This is a genomic window from Vibrio sp. YMD68, from assembly GCF_029958905.1.
Lineage (GTDB): Bacteria > Pseudomonadota > Gammaproteobacteria > Enterobacterales > Vibrionaceae > Vibrio.
The window spans coordinates 411,330-427,631 of record NZ_CP124613.1 but is presented as its reverse complement, the minus strand read 5'-3'; the positions used below and the strand labels follow the sequence as shown (position 1 = coordinate 427,631).

Genomic DNA, 16,302 nt, shown 5'->3' with positions numbered 1-16,302 from the left:
AAGGTCCAGCAATAATAGGATCGAACGCCGAAACCACTTCGAGTATGACTGATAATGATTGAAGATAAATTCACGAATATCTACCGCCTACCACATTCAATTCAAATCCGAATTGGGAAATGGCAAAGAACGCTAAGAGGAACATCCGATTTAGTTTTACATGAGGCACTTCAGATTCGAAATGCGCAATTCCGTACTCATAAGATGTCTCCAAAAGGCTGGCACGTAAACGTGTTCAGCGTTGATGATATTTCGATTACTCATCACAACAAATACATTCAAACAGCCATGCGTTCGATGATAGATAGAAAGGTCGCCTATCAGCGTATTTTTCTATCGAGCATGCCGCTGGAGCAAGCAGAGCCCGCATTGGTAGATTTCAAGAAAGAATGGATTAGAAACCACAATCGTATCGCGAAAAAATACAATCAAATTAAGCTAAAAGAGTTCATGAATTTTGCTTTCGAAGAAGCGGATACGCTCTACCCCTCTTTACCTAAAGGTATGTTTGATAAAGCGTTGTGGAATAGACTGGTTAACTCAGAGTTTGGTAAGGAAAATAAATATAGCAACCCATTTTATGTGAAAAAAAACCTAACCATTCAAAAGTGATATCAAGACGCTACACCACCTTATTATCTATTGGTACTTTTTCAGAATCTCTTGATACTGATTAACCCCATTTTCATCGGTATTTGCTTTGATGATATCGATCCCCTGCTGCAGTTTTTCTATTAAGGCCGGATCGCTGTCTTTATTGAAGGCGTAATAGGTATAACCTTCCTTGAGTGTGTAAACACGTTGAAAGGTGTTGCTTTTGATCCCTGACTGAGAAGCCATCCATAAGGCTGTTTTCTCAGAATACGCGATAAGATCAACACGATTTTTTGTTAACATCTCAGCCAAAATACCCACGTCTTTAACTTCGACCATGGCGGCTCTAGGAATCCCGAGGTCAAGCAGCAACTGCTCACCAATATCATCTTCAACCACGCCAATCCGATATTTCGCCATGTCTAATGACTTATCAACATTAATGTTGCTATCGCGCTTTGCCATTACCACAACTCTGACTTTAGAGATTGGACCTACCCACAGAAACAAGTCTTCTCGATGTTCGGTTCGCGTCATGGAGAAAACAGCCGTATTTGGTGTTGTCAACGCCGTTCGATAGGCATCAGACCATGATTGCAACACAATGTGATTGCTGCCAATGTCCTCCCCCACCGCTTTGGCCGCCGCTCGTAATAGGTCAACAGAATAACCGGTTAACTGTCCATCAAGGATAAAGTTTGCAGGCGGGTACTCTTCGGTCAAGTACAAAGCCCGGCCAACATTGTCGTTTTGGCTATGGGCTTGAACTGTCGAAGTCAGCAAAAGTGATAGCAGGGATGTCGACAAAAATCTAAAAGGGTTGTTCATCATCGCCTCTAATTTTAAACGCTTCCTCATAAACGTTAGTCGAGGATCAAATAAGCGTCTAGGTGTAAACCCAGACTTATGCTTTTTTGTTGTTTAAACATTGAAGCTAAGCCATGAAAATAAGCCATGAAAATAAACAGTAAAGCGAAGCCGAAAAGCTGACCATATTGAGCTGATAATTCTTCGTTCCAAATCACCTCAGCAAGATCAATCAGGCACTGATTCAAAATAACAACCTCTTTTATTGATTCATTAACCAAAATGCCCACCTAAGCAACACTTACGTTACAGACAAGCAGCAATATCGTTACTTGACCATGTGGATATCGCGATTTAAATCAAACATTTATCTTTCCAATTTTAGCAATAGGTGTTGTGTGAACTACTCACCATATTTCTCTCTGAATAGTCCTCACAATACTCATAACCACAATTAATAATGGGTAACTGATATGCTGTATTTAGAATTCTTGTTCTTGTTACTGGTGCTCTATGTAGGCTCTCGTTTCGGCGGGATTGGGCTTGGGGTCGTATCGGGTATTGGCCTTGTCGTCGAGGTCTTTGTTTTTAAGATGCCGCCGAGCTCCCCACCGGTCACCGTAATGCTGATTATTTTAGCCGTTGTCACTTGTGCTTCCATATTAGAAGCCGCGGGCGGGTTAAAGTATATGCTTCAAGTCGCGGAACGCCTGCTAAGAAAGAACCCTAAACGCGTTACGCTGATCGCGCCTTTCGTTACCTACTCAATGACCTTCCTGTTAGGTACTGGCCATGCGGTATATTCTATTATGCCCATCATCGGTGATGTGGCCTTAAAAAATGGAATACGACCAGAACGGCCGATGGCTGCTGCATCCGTCGCCTCACAAATTGCAATTACTGCCTCACCAATTTCAGCCGCGGTTGTGTATTATCTGGCCCAGCTGGTTGAGATTCAACAAGAGATAACGCTGCTGTCGATTCTTATGGTGACGGTTCCTGCGACTCTGTTTGGTACGCTTTTGATGTCCTTGTATAGCCTTAAGCGCGGTAAAGAGCTTCAAGATGACCCTGATTATCAGGCCCGCATGAAAGATCCAGAGTGGCGCGAGCGTATTCTCAACACAACCGCAACCTCGCTGGATGTAAAACTGCCTTCATCATCTCGCAACGCGGTTTTAATCTTTCTCAGCTCGATAGTACTGATTGTTCTCATTGCTATGATCCCTGAAATTAGAACCATTGAACCAGGAAGCAAACCAATAAGCATGGCTGTTATCATTCAAATGATGATGCTGTGTTTCGGTGGTGTCATTCTGCTCGCAACTAAGACGGACCCAAGAGATGTGCCTAATGGCGTGGTATTTAAATCAGGGATGGTGGCAGCGATTGCCATTTTTGGTATTGCATGGATGTCTGATACCTACTTCCAGTACGCAATGCCACAATTTCGTTCTGGCATCGTAGATATGGTGACCGCCTACCCTTGGACCTTTGCATTAGCACTGTTCATTGTTTCTGTGGTGGTTAACTCTCAAGCGGCAACTGCGCGAATGATGTTACCCGTCGGGTTAGGGCTCGGCTTAGATCCGGCACTCCTGATAGGATTGATGCCAGCGGTATATGGCTATTTCTTTATCCCAAATTATCCTTCTGATATCGCTACCGTCAATTTTGACAGCTCGGGGACCACTAAGATTGGTAAATGGTACTTTAACCACTCATTTATGTCGGTTGGTTTAATCGGAGTCATCAGTGCCTGTTGTCTTGGTTACGTATTGGGCCAAGTGATCATAGGATAAGCAATACTTCTAGATTCTAGGGGTGTCGAGCATGAATTAGTTTATAAACAAAGCACCTTCATTTTAGCCTGAACATGAACGAAGGTGCTTTTTATCAAACTCGGTATCATTATCAAATTCGGTATAAATAACAAACAAAACCATCAACTAAAGTTCCAAAAATAATGAGTTAGGTATTAATTTTTAGAGATAACGTAAAATGGGATTCTATTTTTAACAAATGTGCATATAGTTAAATCAGTACATACCGTTAAATAAGAATAAAAATGTTGGCCATTACTTATCATGAAATATAACAAGCAGACTGAAGCCTCACCCTCTTCGCTGTTACACCTAGCTAGAAAGCACATACGTGCTGCCATCCCTATTGGTATCATATTCGTCAGTGTGTTCATCGTTTCCGCTATTGTTAATTTCTATACCACCAACAACCACGCAAAAACACAAGGAAAGCAATCGATTCATCTGTTAGAACAGTACATTGGTGAGACAGCAAAAAATCTCATGTCACTAAAAAATCGGGTGTCCTCTGCTTGCGAACGTGACGATGTGCTGGCGATACGAGGGCATGTATTCCATTCAACCATGCTCAAAGAAATAGGCCTGTATAAAGATGGGGTGGTTTTTTGTACCAGTAACGAAGGAGTAGCCAATATTCGCCTATCTTCTTCCATACTACAACGATTAGAAGACTCGTCTAACAACATCACCATTTCTTTGACCATCTCTAAGAGTCGACTGCAAACTTTCTTTATTTTTGCCCATGACGAAAATGACCGTGGTGCTGGCGCAAATGCGTTATTAGCTCCTAATCAATTCTTAGGTCTTGTTTCCCCTGATCTCTCTGAACAGGAATTTGGTTATACGATCACGGTACTCAGTCAGACGATTCAAAGTGGTGAAGGGTCCGTTGATTCTGCTGTTAGATTGTTCAGTTTTTCGTCCCACTTGTACCCTTTATCAATCACTCTGCATCTCAATCACGCTTCTTACCTTTACCACTTCGGTCAACATTTCTGGCAGACACTGCTTATCGCAGCCATGCTTTCACTGGTTTATTTGGCTATACGTAACTATAGAATAACAAGGCAATCTTTAGAGTATTCTTTGTTGCAAGCAATTGACGATGGCGACCTAAAACTCTACCTTCAGCCGATTGTGGACATCGTAGAGAAACGAATCGCAGGAAGCGAAGCTCTAATACGCTGGCATCATCCGTCACAGGGAATTATTCCACCAGATATGTTTATTCCATTGGCCGAACGTATGGGCGTGATCGATCAAATCACCAAGTTAATCATCAAGTCCGTGACTTCTTTCATCTATACGCACCAAAAAGAGCTCAAAGGGCAGTACATCAGCCTCAACATTAGTCGTCAGCTGATTATTGATTCCGATTTCATTGACTATTTAATCGAGTTTTCGAAACGACACCCAGATATTGTTCCGATTCTACTTCTAGAAATCACAGAAAATAATGATTACACCAACCGAGAATTGGATCACGCGACTTTCTCACTCAGTATACTCAGCGATCTGGGATTCAAAGTCGCCGTTGATGATTTTGGGACCGGATATTCAGGGTTGAATTTCATTCGCCAGCACCCATTCAACGCGCTAAAGATCGACAAAGTATTTGTGAATGGATTACGGTCAGAGACGGCGATCACACCGGTATTGATATCGATGATCAATCTGGGGGATGAACTCAATATGAAAGTCATCGCGGAAGGAGTGGAAACCCGAGAGCAGATAGAACAACTGAGTGAACTCGGCGTCCGATACATACAGGGGTACTACTTTTCCGCCCCTATGAAACCTAAGGAATTCATCAAATTTAAGCTAATTTAAACCGAGGGTTGTTAACAAAATTTCTTTGGCATAACGTTCAGTGGCAAGCTGTTCTTTGGCAAACCGTTCTGTGAAAAACAGCCCGTTGCAAAACAGTTCATTTAAAAAACAGTTCGTTTACAAGACAAAACGAGTTACCACAAATTCGTAAATTGCGGTTGCATGGCTCGACTCACTGGGAGCTTTGCTTCTCCAATATGCACCGACATTCTGCCAGAAAAGTCTTTTTTTACCTTTTCTATTGCGGACACGTTCACGACACTCGAACGATGGATTTGCCAAAACATATCTGGGTCGAGTTGATGTAGAAGTTCCTTAAGGGATGTACGCAGTAGGTACTCAACACACCCTTTATCATCTTGCTTATACAATGAAATGTATTTATCTTCCGCTTTAAAATACAAGACATCTTTCAGCGAAATTAAATGAATATCATCGCCTTTGGCGGCTTTTATCCAAGTCAAATACGTTGGCTTCGCTTTCAGTGTCATCTGTTGGATTTGGTCGATGAGCGATGAAACATCTGGAACTTCAGGCGAGTCTTGGCCTTGCATCTGTCTTTTTAACTTATCAATGCATTGCGCTAATCGTTTATCCGACACAGGTTTAAGCAAATAATCCACAGCACTCGCCTCAAAGGCCTGCACGGCAAACTCATCGTAAGCTGTAATAAAGACCACTTTGGTTTTACTTTGTCGAGCCACAAGAGTTTTAGCGACACTCATGCCATCTTGAAGCGGCATATTTATATCTAAAAAGACAATATCAGGCTGGTGTTTCTCGATCCGCTCAAGGGCTTGATCGCCATTTTCAGCCAATGCCACAATATCTAACTCCGGCCAATGCTCTGCCAACGCTTTACTAAAATGGTGCCTCAGTAACGGTTCATCATCCGCGATAATGGCGGTTACTGGCATGCTGCGCGTCATCTTGCTACCTCTTTAATGATTCCAACTCTGTCAATTTAATACGAAGCTTGGCAGTAACTCCACCTTGCTGATTTTCAACAATTGCAAAATTCGCCTCATCAGAAAAAAGGGCTTTCATACGTTGTCGAATATTTTCTAGGCCTATACCATGTCCTGCGTTCTTAGATTCCAACATCAATCCAATACCACTGTCGATGACCGATATACTCACCATACTCTGTTCTTTTACCACTAAAATAGTCACTAAACCACCAACAGCTTTTGGCTCTATACCATGCTGGATCGCATTCTCGACCAAAGGTTGAATGAGTAACGGTGGAAAAACAACATCGTTGGTTAGCTGGTTGTCGATATGATAAGTGAGTCGATCACCTAAACGAATCTTCTGAATGCTTAAATAGGCATCCACGAGTTCAAGTTCACCGACCAGTGATGTGTTCGACTGGCGGTTACTTTTTAGTGTGCCTCGCAACAAATCCGTGAGCTTTTCAAGCATCAGTCGTGCATCTTTCGGCTGAGAATCAATCAAGGCATTAATATTGGCTAACGTGTTAAATAAAAAATGTGGTTCAATTTGGCTTTGAAGTTGTTTTAGCTGGCTCATGACCAGTGCTTTTTCTTGTTCGGCTTGTTTGCGTTTGGTCGTTTCAAGCTCTTTCTGAGTCAGTAATTTTTGTTCATAGATATAAAAATAAAAAAAGCATATCACCGTAAAAACAAAACCGAGAACAATGACCGGCTTAAGTTCAGGTATGCTGTCAAAATTGCTATACCCTTCTAGCAAAAATGCCGCATTGGCTGTACCCAGAATCATCGACGTAGTCAGGGAAAACGCATTGACCCATTGAATACCAAGATCTGGACGAAAATAAGAAATGACAAGCGCAGTGAATACCGCGCTATAGCCATAGCCAAAACTGATCAAGAGATGTTCAATGAACGGACCCGACCAAATAAAGAACGTAAGAATGGCAATCACTAGACAGAAAAGGCTGGTAAAAAACAGACTCTTTATCACACTATTTTCTATGCTTTTCTCTGTGTTTTTTGTCAATGAGGCCGATCGTTTCATGTTCAGAACTTTCCTTTCAGGTTTAATAGAATCATATGCTTATCAGGTAAGTTTGCATACACCGAATCGCTACTTCCCCCTAAAAATCGGGCGGCCAACTCAACATTGAATGACGTATCGCCTGAATCATACATTTGGTAGTTCAGCCACTGAGTCGCGATAAGCCCGCCATCTTGCGGTGAAACAATGACATCAAATGTCGGCTCAAAGTCATTCAGCCACAACCAATTTTTGCTCCATTCCCAATGGCTCCAACTCGCTGAACTCAACGACCAATGAAACATCATATTGTGCTGCACAAGATTCCCATGATTGAATCCCTGAGCATAAGAGGACGCCAATGACAACGTGTCTGGATTTGAAGCAAGCTCCGTCCCTCGATCAAAAGCTTGCTGCCATTCATCGCGGCGCCAACTTCGGCTATCAAACCAGTACTCCATGATGATATTGTGCCCTGTACTGCTTGCCCAATTCATGCCAATGAGTGACTGATAACCATGATGTTGTGTAGACAGACTTACGGCGTGGAATGGCTCCCCTTGCTGATAAGCCAGGTACTGACGTTGATAGACAGCAGAAGCGTGAAGTGCCCAGGCCTGATCCAGAACCGTAACAAATGAACCGCCAACCAAGCCGTGTCGAACATCGTCATAGTAAGCGATACCTTGCCATTCACTATCACCCAGTAATGCATATCGACGAAGGCCAAAACCCTGCTGTTGGGACTGTTCTTCCAATTTTGAGCCTTTTTGCTGCGTCCATGAAGAATCGGTATACACAAGGCTCCACTCTCCACTCGTATCAAAATATGAGGCCATTGCCGTTCCAGCCCCTTCCTCAACTTGAATGCCGATAGGGTTTCTGCGATAAGGTTTGAAGACATCTAAAGGGCGGTAACCATAACCGACTCCCCAGTCCAATCTCACTTTACCCAACGTTAAATCAATCGACTGTTGCCATAGTTCAGCACTCCCCTGCCAAAACAATTCTTGTACGATGATATCTGTATCAAAGGAGCGCGTATCGTCGTTACTCGAGAGCGCATTACCTTTTAAGGCAAATAAACCAGTCAGGTCTTTCCAGCTCGTTTGAACATCGATAAGTGCGTCTAATGTTCTCGTTTCTGACCGTTCGGGTTGCCCCAGAAATACGGTTTCTCGATGCGCTGTTTGGTTAAGACTTAGCTGCCAATCCCAGTCTAGGCTAAGCTCCGAGCTCACCGCGTGAGTACTCACCATTATCGCAGCACTGCACAATAACCAACTGAGTGGCACCATGATTAGCTTGTTAGACTGCCGCGACGTTCCCTGTGTCATCATATCCATCACCGTTATAGATCAACCGACTTGTTACGAGTCAGATAAGCGGGGTTGTAATATTTTTCATCGAGTTCCATCGCTTCAATGGTTTTATACTCAATCACCGTTTTTTTAGCGGGTTGAATTCTGTCGAGCAACGTCATCGAGATCACTCTTCGGTGTCCATCTCTCTGACCGGATTCAAACCAAGCTTGCTTTGCTAACTTTCCTGAACGTAAATACAAATCGGCTTTGATTGGAAAGTGATTACCCTCTTCTAACCACAGATCAATTTTCTGATAACTCGCGCCAGTGGTTGTGGCAGTTAATAATAATCGGTTGGTTTTCATCGTCTCACCGGAGTCTTGGGCAATCGATTCGGTACTGATCCATTGGCCTTGATAGTCTTCACTCCATGTTAAGGTCGAGATATCTCCGACCGAAGCTTCACCCAGTAACTTTTGCATCGGCGTAATGCGGATAGGACGACGACTTTTTGGCATCAGTAACCAGTAATTATCCCCCAGCATGAGCATTTTTTGCCCCGCTTCTACTTGAGACTTAAAGACCACCAATGATTCTCGGTTTGGACGACTGTAAACATGGTATTCACGGGTTTTATCTAGAACTTGATTTTCGTACAGTGACACCAAAGAGACGGCTTTTGCTGAGCTCTCGCCCATTCGGTAACCGTCAGCCGCTTTGATCATCGCCTCAACATCCATCTTATTGACAGACAGCTCATCGACAATCAATGCATCGACAGCAGCTACATCCATCTTACTTTCACCTTGAATCGTATTCGTTTCTTGTGCCATCACCGATACGCTCGACAGCGCTAGTATCAAAACGGCTTTTGGAAAAGAGCCGAATCTCGCCCATGATGATGAAACATGTCTATTCGGATTAAACATAAACCAGTGCCTCCGTAATTGGTTTTTTGACGCCTTTGCGCGCTGATACCCAAGCGGCACCCACACAAATGATCATGACGCCCGCTGCGCAATACGCCAGTAACTCAGCAGAGAAATAGATATTCAATGGATAGCCATCGGTTTGTCCCGGTGGTGGTGGCATCTGCACTTCGGCGACCAGTAATATCAAACTGGTGGCTAACGTCATTACTCCACCCATTAATGCGCCCAGAATAGCCAGTAAGCCCGCTTCTCGCACAAACCCGGAAACAATCTCATTTGGGTAAGTGCCCAGGGCTGATAATGTGCCAATCTCACGGGTGCGCTCTGTCACTGACATCGTCATGGTATTAAATAGAGCAACAAAAACGACCATCGCCATGACCGCTCCCATGATGCCAAAAATACGATCATAAAGATCTTTCACACGCTTATAAAAGAACGCTCTTTCTTCCCATGGCGTCACTTCGATCGCTTGTTCTAGATTCATATCATTGAGCTGTTCTTCAACCCAACCTTGAGTGTTCGCTGTTTGATCTGTCCCGTACAAAAAGACCGACAATGTGCTGATTTTATGGCTATCCAGTAGACCCTGAGCCGATTCAATATGTAAATACAGTTGCCTTTTATCCAGTTCAGGAACCCCCGTCGAGTAGATGCCTCGGACTTTAAAATCAAACGCATTGAGCGCTCCATCACTGGTTGTGGCGAGCAATGTCACCCAGTCATTTGTCGTGACATTCAAGTTTTTGGCAAGGTCAACAGCCAGCATCACTTCTGGCTCAGTCGCGTCATAGCGTGGTGATTGCGTGTTTGATAACGTTTTTCCTTTCCTGACGTCTAAAAATGGCCCTTTCATATCAAACTCACGGTCATTGACTCCAGTCCCAACAAAGATCGTTGATTTCGTGCCATTAGAAACCAGTCCGGTAAATTCAATCCTAGGTTGTACCCCTCGAACATTTTGGTTGACCAGTAATTGCTTCACTATGTTCTCTGTGTTCGCCAACCCGTTAGCGAGAGGCATTTCCTCATCTTGTTCAAAAAAGCCAGGTTGACTCAACGTTAAGTGCCCGGTGTCTCTGGCGGTTGATTCCTTTAGCGAGTCGTAGGTATAAAGGCCAAATCCACCTGCGCTGGTCAGGGCAAAAACAGCAATGGCAACGATCAACACCGACAACAAGCTTCGGCGGCCATTACGTTGCAAATTAAGATAAGCAATACGCAGTGAATGAGGAATTAGCTTGCCCATTTGATCACCTCCTGATTAATGCAACCATCAAGTAATTCGATAGTTCGGTCACAATGTGATGCCATTCTTGGGTCGTGAGTAGCCACAATAAATGTGGTGCCCATTTCTTGACCCAGTGATTTCATAATATCGATGACTAAGCTTGCGGTATGGCTATCTAGACTTGCCGTCGGCTCATCTGCGATGACGATTTCAGGCTTATGCACCAGTGCGCGGGCGATGGCCACTCGCTGCTGTTGCCCACCAGACAAATTATCAGGGCGATGATGAGCGAATTCTTCTAACCCCACTTTGCCCAACATTTCTATGGCTTGTTGTTTTTGTTCTGCGATAGAAAAGCCATTTAGCATCAATGGATAAGCCACATTTTCCCATGCGGTCATCACTGGGACGAGATTAAATTTTTGGAACACAAACCCTAGCTGGCTTCTGCGTATCTTGGCCGCAGCCATAGGATCTTTTGGGTAAGGTACATTAGCTAACGTCACTTCGCCTTGGTAATCCATATCTAACATGCCAAGAATGTTAAGCAATGTACTCTTACCTGACCCCGATGGCCCACACAGTGCCACCATTTCCGCTTTAGCAATTGATCCACTTGCATCCACTAGCGCTGGAACGCTTTGCTGACCTAAACGATACCGCTTACTTATCTGGCTAAAATTCAACACGGTAACCCCCTAGGCCGCTTTGTTGACAAGCGCTTCTGCTTGCAATGTCATTGGGTGCTCCGCATTTTGTTTCTGCATATCGGATAACCACTCAGTGGCTTGATTAACATCACCGGCTCTTAATGAAGCTTTAATGGCATAAATGTAAATCCAAGACGTCGCTTCATAATTCTGATTAACAAAATCATCATCACCCATTAATTCAAGGTAAAGGTCATAACCACGGTCAAAATGGTTAAACATGTCAGGAAGAGAAGTAAATGTTGAGGCGGCTATCGCCTTGGCCAATAACGCTTCCGGTAAGCCTTGACGATACTCTTGAGCACTGGCAGGTAGGCTATCGATCAAAGTGAGTCCTTTGGATATAGTCGCCAAGCCCTGCTCTGTATATTTCATTTTGTTCCACGGCATAAAAGCATCTCGTCCCATTAAGGTTTGAGTGCTTCCCAAGTAAACCATGCTAAGTGCGTCTGCGCCCTGTGATTGGATCTGTTGGTTAAGCTGCTCATAGACAATCTCTACTTTGTCCTCATCGCCTTCTGCAGCCATATTGTACTCAGATATCAGTGCCTCGCTCGGTGCTGCCATTGCATTGGTTGCAAACAATGAGTGGCTGCTAATTAGAAGTGCGATGGCTGATAGTTTACTGATGGTTTTGATGTTCATGTCGGTTTTCCCTTTCACTCGTTGATGATGAAAGATTAAATCGAACCTGGTTAGCGTGCAGTGCTTTGCGATGAATGGGAGATAATCAGCGCGAATGGTAAATGGTGGCGATGAGTGGAATCGCGCTGATAAAAAACCAGCACGATGGCTGGTTCTCATAATGGTTAACGCTGGTGGTTAACACTGAAGTTTAAAGGTAAGGGTTAACGAGCCTATGGCACACCGTGCCCTTTTGATGCAACCCAAACTCGATACCACTGCTCACGCGTTAACTCAAGCTCAAGTGACGATACCGCCGCTTTCACGCGTTCGATCTTACCCGAACCAATAATCGCGATTGGATTCGATGGTAAACGGCGAACCCAGGCATAAATGACCTGATCAATACTCTCTGCACCGATTTCAAGGCGTAATGCTTCAAGCTCTTTGATCACTCTTTTTTCTTGCTCGGTCGTACCGTTGAATAAGCTTCCACCAGCAAGACAAGACCATGCCATTGGTCGAATACGTTTCATTTGTAAGTGATCCAGTGTGCCGTCGTGTGCCACTTCAAAATTCAGTGGGTTAATTTCCACTTGGTTCGTAACGAGCGATTTGCCCAATCTCGACTGCAATAGTTCAAACTGAGCCGGTGAAAAATTAGAAACACCAAAGTGTTTTACTTTGCCCACTTTATGAAGTTCGGTAAACGCTTCAGCCACTTCATCCGCGTCCATTAATACGTCTGGTCGGTGGATCAACAACACATCCACATTCTCAACTCCTAAACGTGTCAGTGAGTTATTGACGGACTGATGGATATGAGTCGCACTGGTGTCGTAGTGGTTAATTTTACGCTCTGGGTTATGAGATGTGCATAGGTTAATATCGCACTTAGTGACGATTTGAATTTCATCTCTCACCGATGGATCAAGAGCTAAACCTTCGCCAAACAGTGTCTCACATTCATAGCCACCGTAGATATCAGCATGGTCCACTGTCGTCACACCAAGCTCAATATGCTGCTTCAAAAAAGTCAGCCTTTGCTGCGGTGTCATTCCCCATTCAGCCATGCGCCAATAGCCTTGTACTAGCTCTGAAAGCTCTGGGCCTTGCTGTGCCATTGTTACTTTAGCGGGCGTGTTTACGTTAGCCACCATGAACAGTTCTCCTATAATTAACTGAGATCAGAGTATGCGCGAATATGCGTTAGCTCAATCTCTATGAAATCTATTTCTTTAAAAGGTACTCGTTTTGAGCCGTATGGCACGTTTATCCATTAAAGTTGTAAACGTTTCTCAGTAGATGTTATCAATAAACACCGAGGAAACGGCTAACTTAGCGATGGACTCAACGCCAACTAAGACGCTTTCATTCATGAATTTCAGCCGCGTTAGAGGCTTTTGAAGCGTAGAAAGTGATCTCTATGCTCTCGTTATGGCTATGAAATACCGCTTCCACCTCATTATTTTTTGTGCGCGCTTTATGTGCTAACTGCCAACGTACTTCAATGGGATCGTCAATCGTTCCTTGATTCATAAACTCAATCAAAGCCTTATCTGCGGCTTGAAGATCAGAAAAACGTATTTCTTCTGCCACCAAAAAACGGCGACCTGCTTTATACACTTCCACTATGTGGAAGCCATCTTTACGCAAATTCAATTGCAAATCCGTATAATGAATCGGGCTGAAATCAGCGCTAAGTTTTGCCTTCGTTACACGCTTATCGGAAGCTCGCTTATCGAAAGCATGAGTATCGGGATCAACCAACAACGTCACAACAACGGGAGTTTTATAGTACCTAACCTCATCGCTGCAAAATGCTTGATCGTCTTGTTCTAACCCGCAGTCATACAGCTCGGTATTCTCCCTTAACTGACTCAGCGACCAAAAGGCTTCCTGAGACAAAAAAGGACGTAAAAACGTTGATGCATCCGCGTTAACATAGCTTGGAGCCATGACCAGGCATAGCACAACCAATATTCGACTTAATAATCTACGACTCATTTGTGGGCCATATCACCTAATGTGCGTGAGAGCAGTTATTGATAAAATAGCACACAAGTTCGCGGCTCAAATCCACCTATTTGAATCCAAATCTCTGCGCCCCCCAAAGGCATTTTTGTGAAACGAAGCAGACTTTAGGGCGTAGAAGACAAGAATGATGTCACTCTAACCCATGCGATTTATGATTAATTTTCCATCACCTATCTCATCACATATTTAAGGATTGAACGTGAAAAAGATCCCTATAGGGCTGCTTTTGTCTCTTATAGCATCGACAAGCATGGCCAGCCCGAACTTAACCATAGCAACAACGACAACGAGCCGTGATTTCCCATTAAACAGTGACACGCCTTTAGTGGTTTCCCTTGCCAAAGATAGCTACACCCTAAAAATTTCCGGAATTGAAGGGGATTGCCAGGCCAATCAGCAACAAAAAGTGAAGTTCAGTCATCCTATTCAACTATCCTGCTCTGAGCCGCTTATTCTTCCCCTAAAAATTCGTTTTACTGGCGATTATGCGTTTCACTTCGATGCCGACAAGCACACATTACTCTTCAATCGCCAAGCCAAAGCCAGCAGCCAACCCGCGTTTAAGCGCCCTCTGCCCAAGCTTCAATGTGAAGAAAACACGGTAACTCACCATACCATCCAGTTGGCCGACACGTTCCCTGAAGGAACTCAGCTGAGAGAAGTGTTTAGCCAGCAGCAGGTCACCGTTCAAGATCAGCAAGTGACCTTAACCGTTTCAGCTAAAAGCGGCGGTTTAATGTTGCTTGAACCCTATACTCCTGAAATTCAAGATCTAGAAATACAGGCTCCTGAAATCAAAAAACAGCCCTTTACCTATAAAAACGCCAATATTTACTTTGTTATGGTTGACCGCTTTAACAATGGTGACCGTGACAACGATCAAAGCTACGGCCGTAGAAAAGATGGACGCGACGAAGTTGGAACTTTTCATGGAGGAGACCTTAAAGGTGTTATCAATAAGCTAGATTACATTCAGAGCCTAGGAACCGATGCCATTTGGCTCTCTCCGATCGTCGAACAAGTGCACGGTTTTGTGGGCGGTGGCGACAGCGGCAGCTTCCCTTTCTATGCCTACCATGGCTATTGGACTCGAGATTTCACAAAAATTGATGAGAACTTTGGCCAAGATGAGGACTTAAAAGCATTAGTCGATGGCGCACACCAGCGCGGAATGAAAGTACTTCTCGATGCGGTCATCAATCACTCGGGGTACGCGACTTTAGCCGACCTGCAATTCGATGGCATCGACGTCATCGATCCCAACATCATACCAACCCCCGCTAGTCAGTGGACACCACAACCGAACCAAAATTGGCATGATTTTCATCAGGGCATTGATTATAAGAGCGATCAGTGGAGCCATTGGTGGGGCGGAGATTGGGTCAGAGCAGGCCTTCCCAATTACCCAAAGCCCGGCTCTAGTGATATCACGATGACGTTAGCCGGGTTACCCGACTTTCTGACTGAATCCGATGAGTTTGTCACGCCACCCTCTTGGTTAATGAAAAACCCTGGAACTCGCGTCGAGCACCGAGACCAATACACGGTCAGTGACTACCTAATTGAATGGCAGACGGATTGGGTGAGACGATTCGGCATCGATGGTTTTCGGGTAGATACCGTAAAACATGTTGAAAGTGATGTGTGGAAACGGCTCAAGCGCCAAGCGAGTGAAAGCTTGGAGCGTTGGAGAAGTGAACACAAGACTAAGGGTCAGCCATTTTGGATGATGGGCGAAGTTTGGGGCCATGCAGCCTATCGAACGCCCTATTTTGATGATGGTTTTGACGCACTCATCAACTTTGATATGCAGAAGAAGCTCGATAAAGGCGCCGTGTGCTTCAGCCAAATGGCAGGGACTTACCAAGACTACGCAGAGAAAATGCAGCAATCGGAGGATTTTCTTCCTGTGAGTTATATGTCGTCTCACGATACCGAACTGTTTTTTAGTCGCTTTAAGTCGTTTGATATCCAACGCAATGCCGCCAACGCATTACTGTTAAGCCCTGGTGCAGTCCAAGTTTACTACGGAGATGAAGTCGCCAGAAACATTGGGCCCTATGCTGATGATTTCCACCAGGGTACCCGATCAGACATGGTTTGGACGTTGGATGCTAAAAGGCAATCATTGCTAACACATTGGCAGACGCTTGGGCAATTTCGCCAACGTCACCCAGCGATAGGTGCAGGAACACACACGGAGATTCAACAAGACAACGCGTATGTGTTCTCTCGTCAATTAGAGAGCGATAAAGTGGTGGTCGCGTTTGTAGGTCATTAACGTATTCGCTATTTCCAAACATTAAAGCTTCTCTTTCCAAACATTAAAGCTCCGAGTGCATTAGAGCGTACCGTACTCACAACCTTTAGATAAGATGGAAATGACAGTAATAGAAGGGTGTTTGCATTGGCAAGGAACATTGGCAAGGA

General features: G+C 44.3%; 15 protein-coding genes. 4 read left to right on the top strand and 11 right to left on the bottom strand.

Annotated features, from left to right (window positions below; all coding sequences use genetic code 11):
• Positions 1–54 precede the first annotated feature (54 nt).
• Positions 55–612, top strand: coding sequence for a hypothetical protein (locus QF117_RS01865; protein WP_282385822.1), 558 nt, complete (start codon positions 55–57; stop codon positions 610–612).
• 27 nt (positions 613–639) lie between these two features.
• Here QF117_RS01865 and QF117_RS01860 read toward each other — a convergent pair whose 3' ends face one another.
• Both QF117_RS01860 and QF117_RS01855 read right to left on the bottom strand, forming a co-directional pair.
• Positions 640–1,425, bottom strand: coding sequence for a transporter substrate-binding domain-containing protein (locus tag QF117_RS01860; protein WP_282385820.1), 786 nt, complete (start codon positions 1,423–1,425; stop codon positions 640–642).
• 32 nt (positions 1,426–1,457) lie between these two features.
• On the bottom strand, positions 1,458–1,682 hold the full coding sequence (locus tag QF117_RS01855; protein WP_282385818.1) for a hypothetical protein: 225 nt from the start codon (positions 1,680–1,682) through the stop codon (positions 1,458–1,460).
• Positions 1,683–1,874: 192 nt separating this feature from the next.
• Here QF117_RS01855 and QF117_RS01850 point away from each other — a divergent pair, with 192 nt between their 5' ends.
• Entirely contained in the window at positions 1,875–3,203 is a 1,329-nt protein-coding gene (locus QF117_RS01850) for an anaerobic C4-dicarboxylate transporter (protein WP_282385816.1), read from the top strand.
• A 285-nt stretch (positions 3,204–3,488) separates the two neighbouring features.
• Positions 3,489–5,054 carry an EAL domain-containing protein gene (locus QF117_RS01845; RefSeq protein ID WP_282385815.1) on the top strand — a complete coding sequence of 522 codons (1,566 nt, stop codon included), beginning with the start codon at positions 3,489–3,491 and terminating at the stop codon, positions 5,052–5,054.
• Positions 5,055–5,188: 134 nt separating this feature from the next.
• Here QF117_RS01845 and QF117_RS01840 read toward each other — a convergent pair whose 3' ends face one another.
• The 9 genes from QF117_RS01840 to QF117_RS01800 form a co-directional block, all read right to left on the bottom strand.
• The gene (locus QF117_RS01840) at positions 5,189–5,983 is read right to left on the bottom strand and encodes a LytTR family DNA-binding domain-containing protein (RefSeq protein ID WP_282385814.1); all 795 of its coding nucleotides are present in this window, start codon (positions 5,981–5,983) and stop codon (positions 5,189–5,191) included.
• A gap of 4 nt (positions 5,984–5,987) precedes the next feature.
• Positions 5,988–7,055 carry a histidine kinase gene (locus QF117_RS01835; protein ID WP_282385812.1) on the bottom strand — a complete coding sequence of 356 codons (1,068 nt, stop codon included), beginning with the start codon at positions 7,053–7,055 and terminating at the stop codon, positions 5,988–5,990.
• Between the two features lie 2 nt (positions 7,056–7,057).
• Positions 7,058–8,332: a hypothetical protein gene (locus QF117_RS01830; protein ID WP_282386110.1), complete on the bottom strand. Its 1,275-nt coding sequence runs from the start codon at positions 8,330–8,332 to the stop codon at positions 7,058–7,060.
• 53 nt (positions 8,333–8,385) lie between these two features.
• Entirely contained in the window at positions 8,386–9,267 is an 882-nt protein-coding gene (locus tag QF117_RS01825; protein ID WP_282385811.1) for an outer membrane lipoprotein-sorting protein, read from the bottom strand.
• On the bottom strand, positions 9,260–10,519 hold the full coding sequence (locus QF117_RS01820; RefSeq protein WP_282385809.1) for an FtsX-like permease family protein: 1,260 nt from the start codon (positions 10,517–10,519) through the stop codon (positions 9,260–9,262). The genes QF117_RS01825 and QF117_RS01820 overlap by 8 nt, the downstream gene beginning before the upstream one ends.
• Positions 10,507–11,190 carry an ABC transporter ATP-binding protein gene (locus tag QF117_RS01815; RefSeq protein WP_282385807.1) on the bottom strand — a complete coding sequence of 228 codons (684 nt, stop codon included), beginning with the start codon at positions 11,188–11,190 and terminating at the stop codon, positions 10,507–10,509. The genes QF117_RS01820 and QF117_RS01815 overlap by 13 nt, the downstream gene beginning before the upstream one ends.
• Positions 11,191–11,199: 9 nt before the next feature.
• The gene (locus QF117_RS01810; protein ID WP_282385806.1) at positions 11,200–11,856 is read right to left on the bottom strand and encodes a hypothetical protein; all 657 of its coding nucleotides are present in this window, start codon (positions 11,854–11,856) and stop codon (positions 11,200–11,202) included.
• A gap of 212 nt (positions 11,857–12,068) precedes the next feature.
• Entirely contained in the window at positions 12,069–12,995 is a 927-nt protein-coding gene (locus tag QF117_RS01805) for an aldo/keto reductase family oxidoreductase (protein ID WP_282385805.1), read from the bottom strand.
• A 211-nt stretch (positions 12,996–13,206) separates the two neighbouring features.
• Positions 13,207–13,842: a hypothetical protein gene (locus QF117_RS01800; RefSeq protein ID WP_282385804.1), complete on the bottom strand. Its 636-nt coding sequence runs from the start codon at positions 13,840–13,842 to the stop codon at positions 13,207–13,209.
• 280 nt (positions 13,843–14,122) lie between these two features.
• Between QF117_RS01800 and QF117_RS01795 the strand changes: the two genes are divergently transcribed.
• On the top strand, positions 14,123–16,153 hold the full coding sequence (locus tag QF117_RS01795; RefSeq protein WP_282386108.1) for an alpha-amylase: 2,031 nt from the start codon (positions 14,123–14,125) through the stop codon (positions 16,151–16,153).
• Positions 16,154–16,302: the final 149 nt, after the last annotated feature.

Coding starts and splice junctions, on each gene's coding strand:
- QF117_RS01865 (WP_282385822.1), top strand. CDS start 55: ATGATTGAAGATAAATTCACGAATATCTACCGCCTACCACATTCAATT.
- QF117_RS01860 (WP_282385820.1), bottom strand. CDS start 1,425: ATGATGAACAACCCTTTTAGATTTTTGTCGACATCCCTGCTATCACTT.
- QF117_RS01850 (WP_282385816.1), top strand. CDS start 1,875: ATGCTGTATTTAGAATTCTTGTTCTTGTTACTGGTGCTCTATGTAGGC.
- QF117_RS01845 (WP_282385815.1), top strand. CDS start 3,489: ATGAAATATAACAAGCAGACTGAAGCCTCACCCTCTTCGCTGTTACAC.
- QF117_RS01840 (WP_282385814.1), bottom strand. CDS start 5,983: ATGACGCGCAGCATGCCAGTAACCGCCATTATCGCGGATGATGAACCG.
- QF117_RS01835 (WP_282385812.1), bottom strand. CDS start 7,055: ATGAAACGATCGGCCTCATTGACAAAAAACACAGAGAAAAGCATAGAA.
- QF117_RS01830 (WP_282386110.1), bottom strand. CDS start 8,332: ATGGTGCCACTCAGTTGGTTATTGTGCAGTGCTGCGATAATGGTGAGT.
- QF117_RS01825 (WP_282385811.1), bottom strand. CDS start 9,267: ATGTTTAATCCGAATAGACATGTTTCATCATCATGGGCGAGATTCGGC.
- QF117_RS01820 (WP_282385809.1), bottom strand. CDS start 10,519: ATGGGCAAGCTAATTCCTCATTCACTGCGTATTGCTTATCTTAATTTG.
- QF117_RS01810 (WP_282385806.1), bottom strand. CDS start 11,856: ATGAACATCAAAACCATCAGTAAACTATCAGCCATCGCACTTCTAATT.
- QF117_RS01805 (WP_282385805.1), bottom strand. CDS start 12,995: ATGGTGGCTAACGTAAACACGCCCGCTAAAGTAACAATGGCACAGCAA.
- QF117_RS01800 (WP_282385804.1), bottom strand. CDS start 13,842: ATGAGTCGTAGATTATTAAGTCGAATATTGGTTGTGCTATGCCTGGTC.
- QF117_RS01795 (WP_282386108.1), top strand. CDS start 14,123: ATGGCCAGCCCGAACTTAACCATAGCAACAACGACAACGAGCCGTGAT.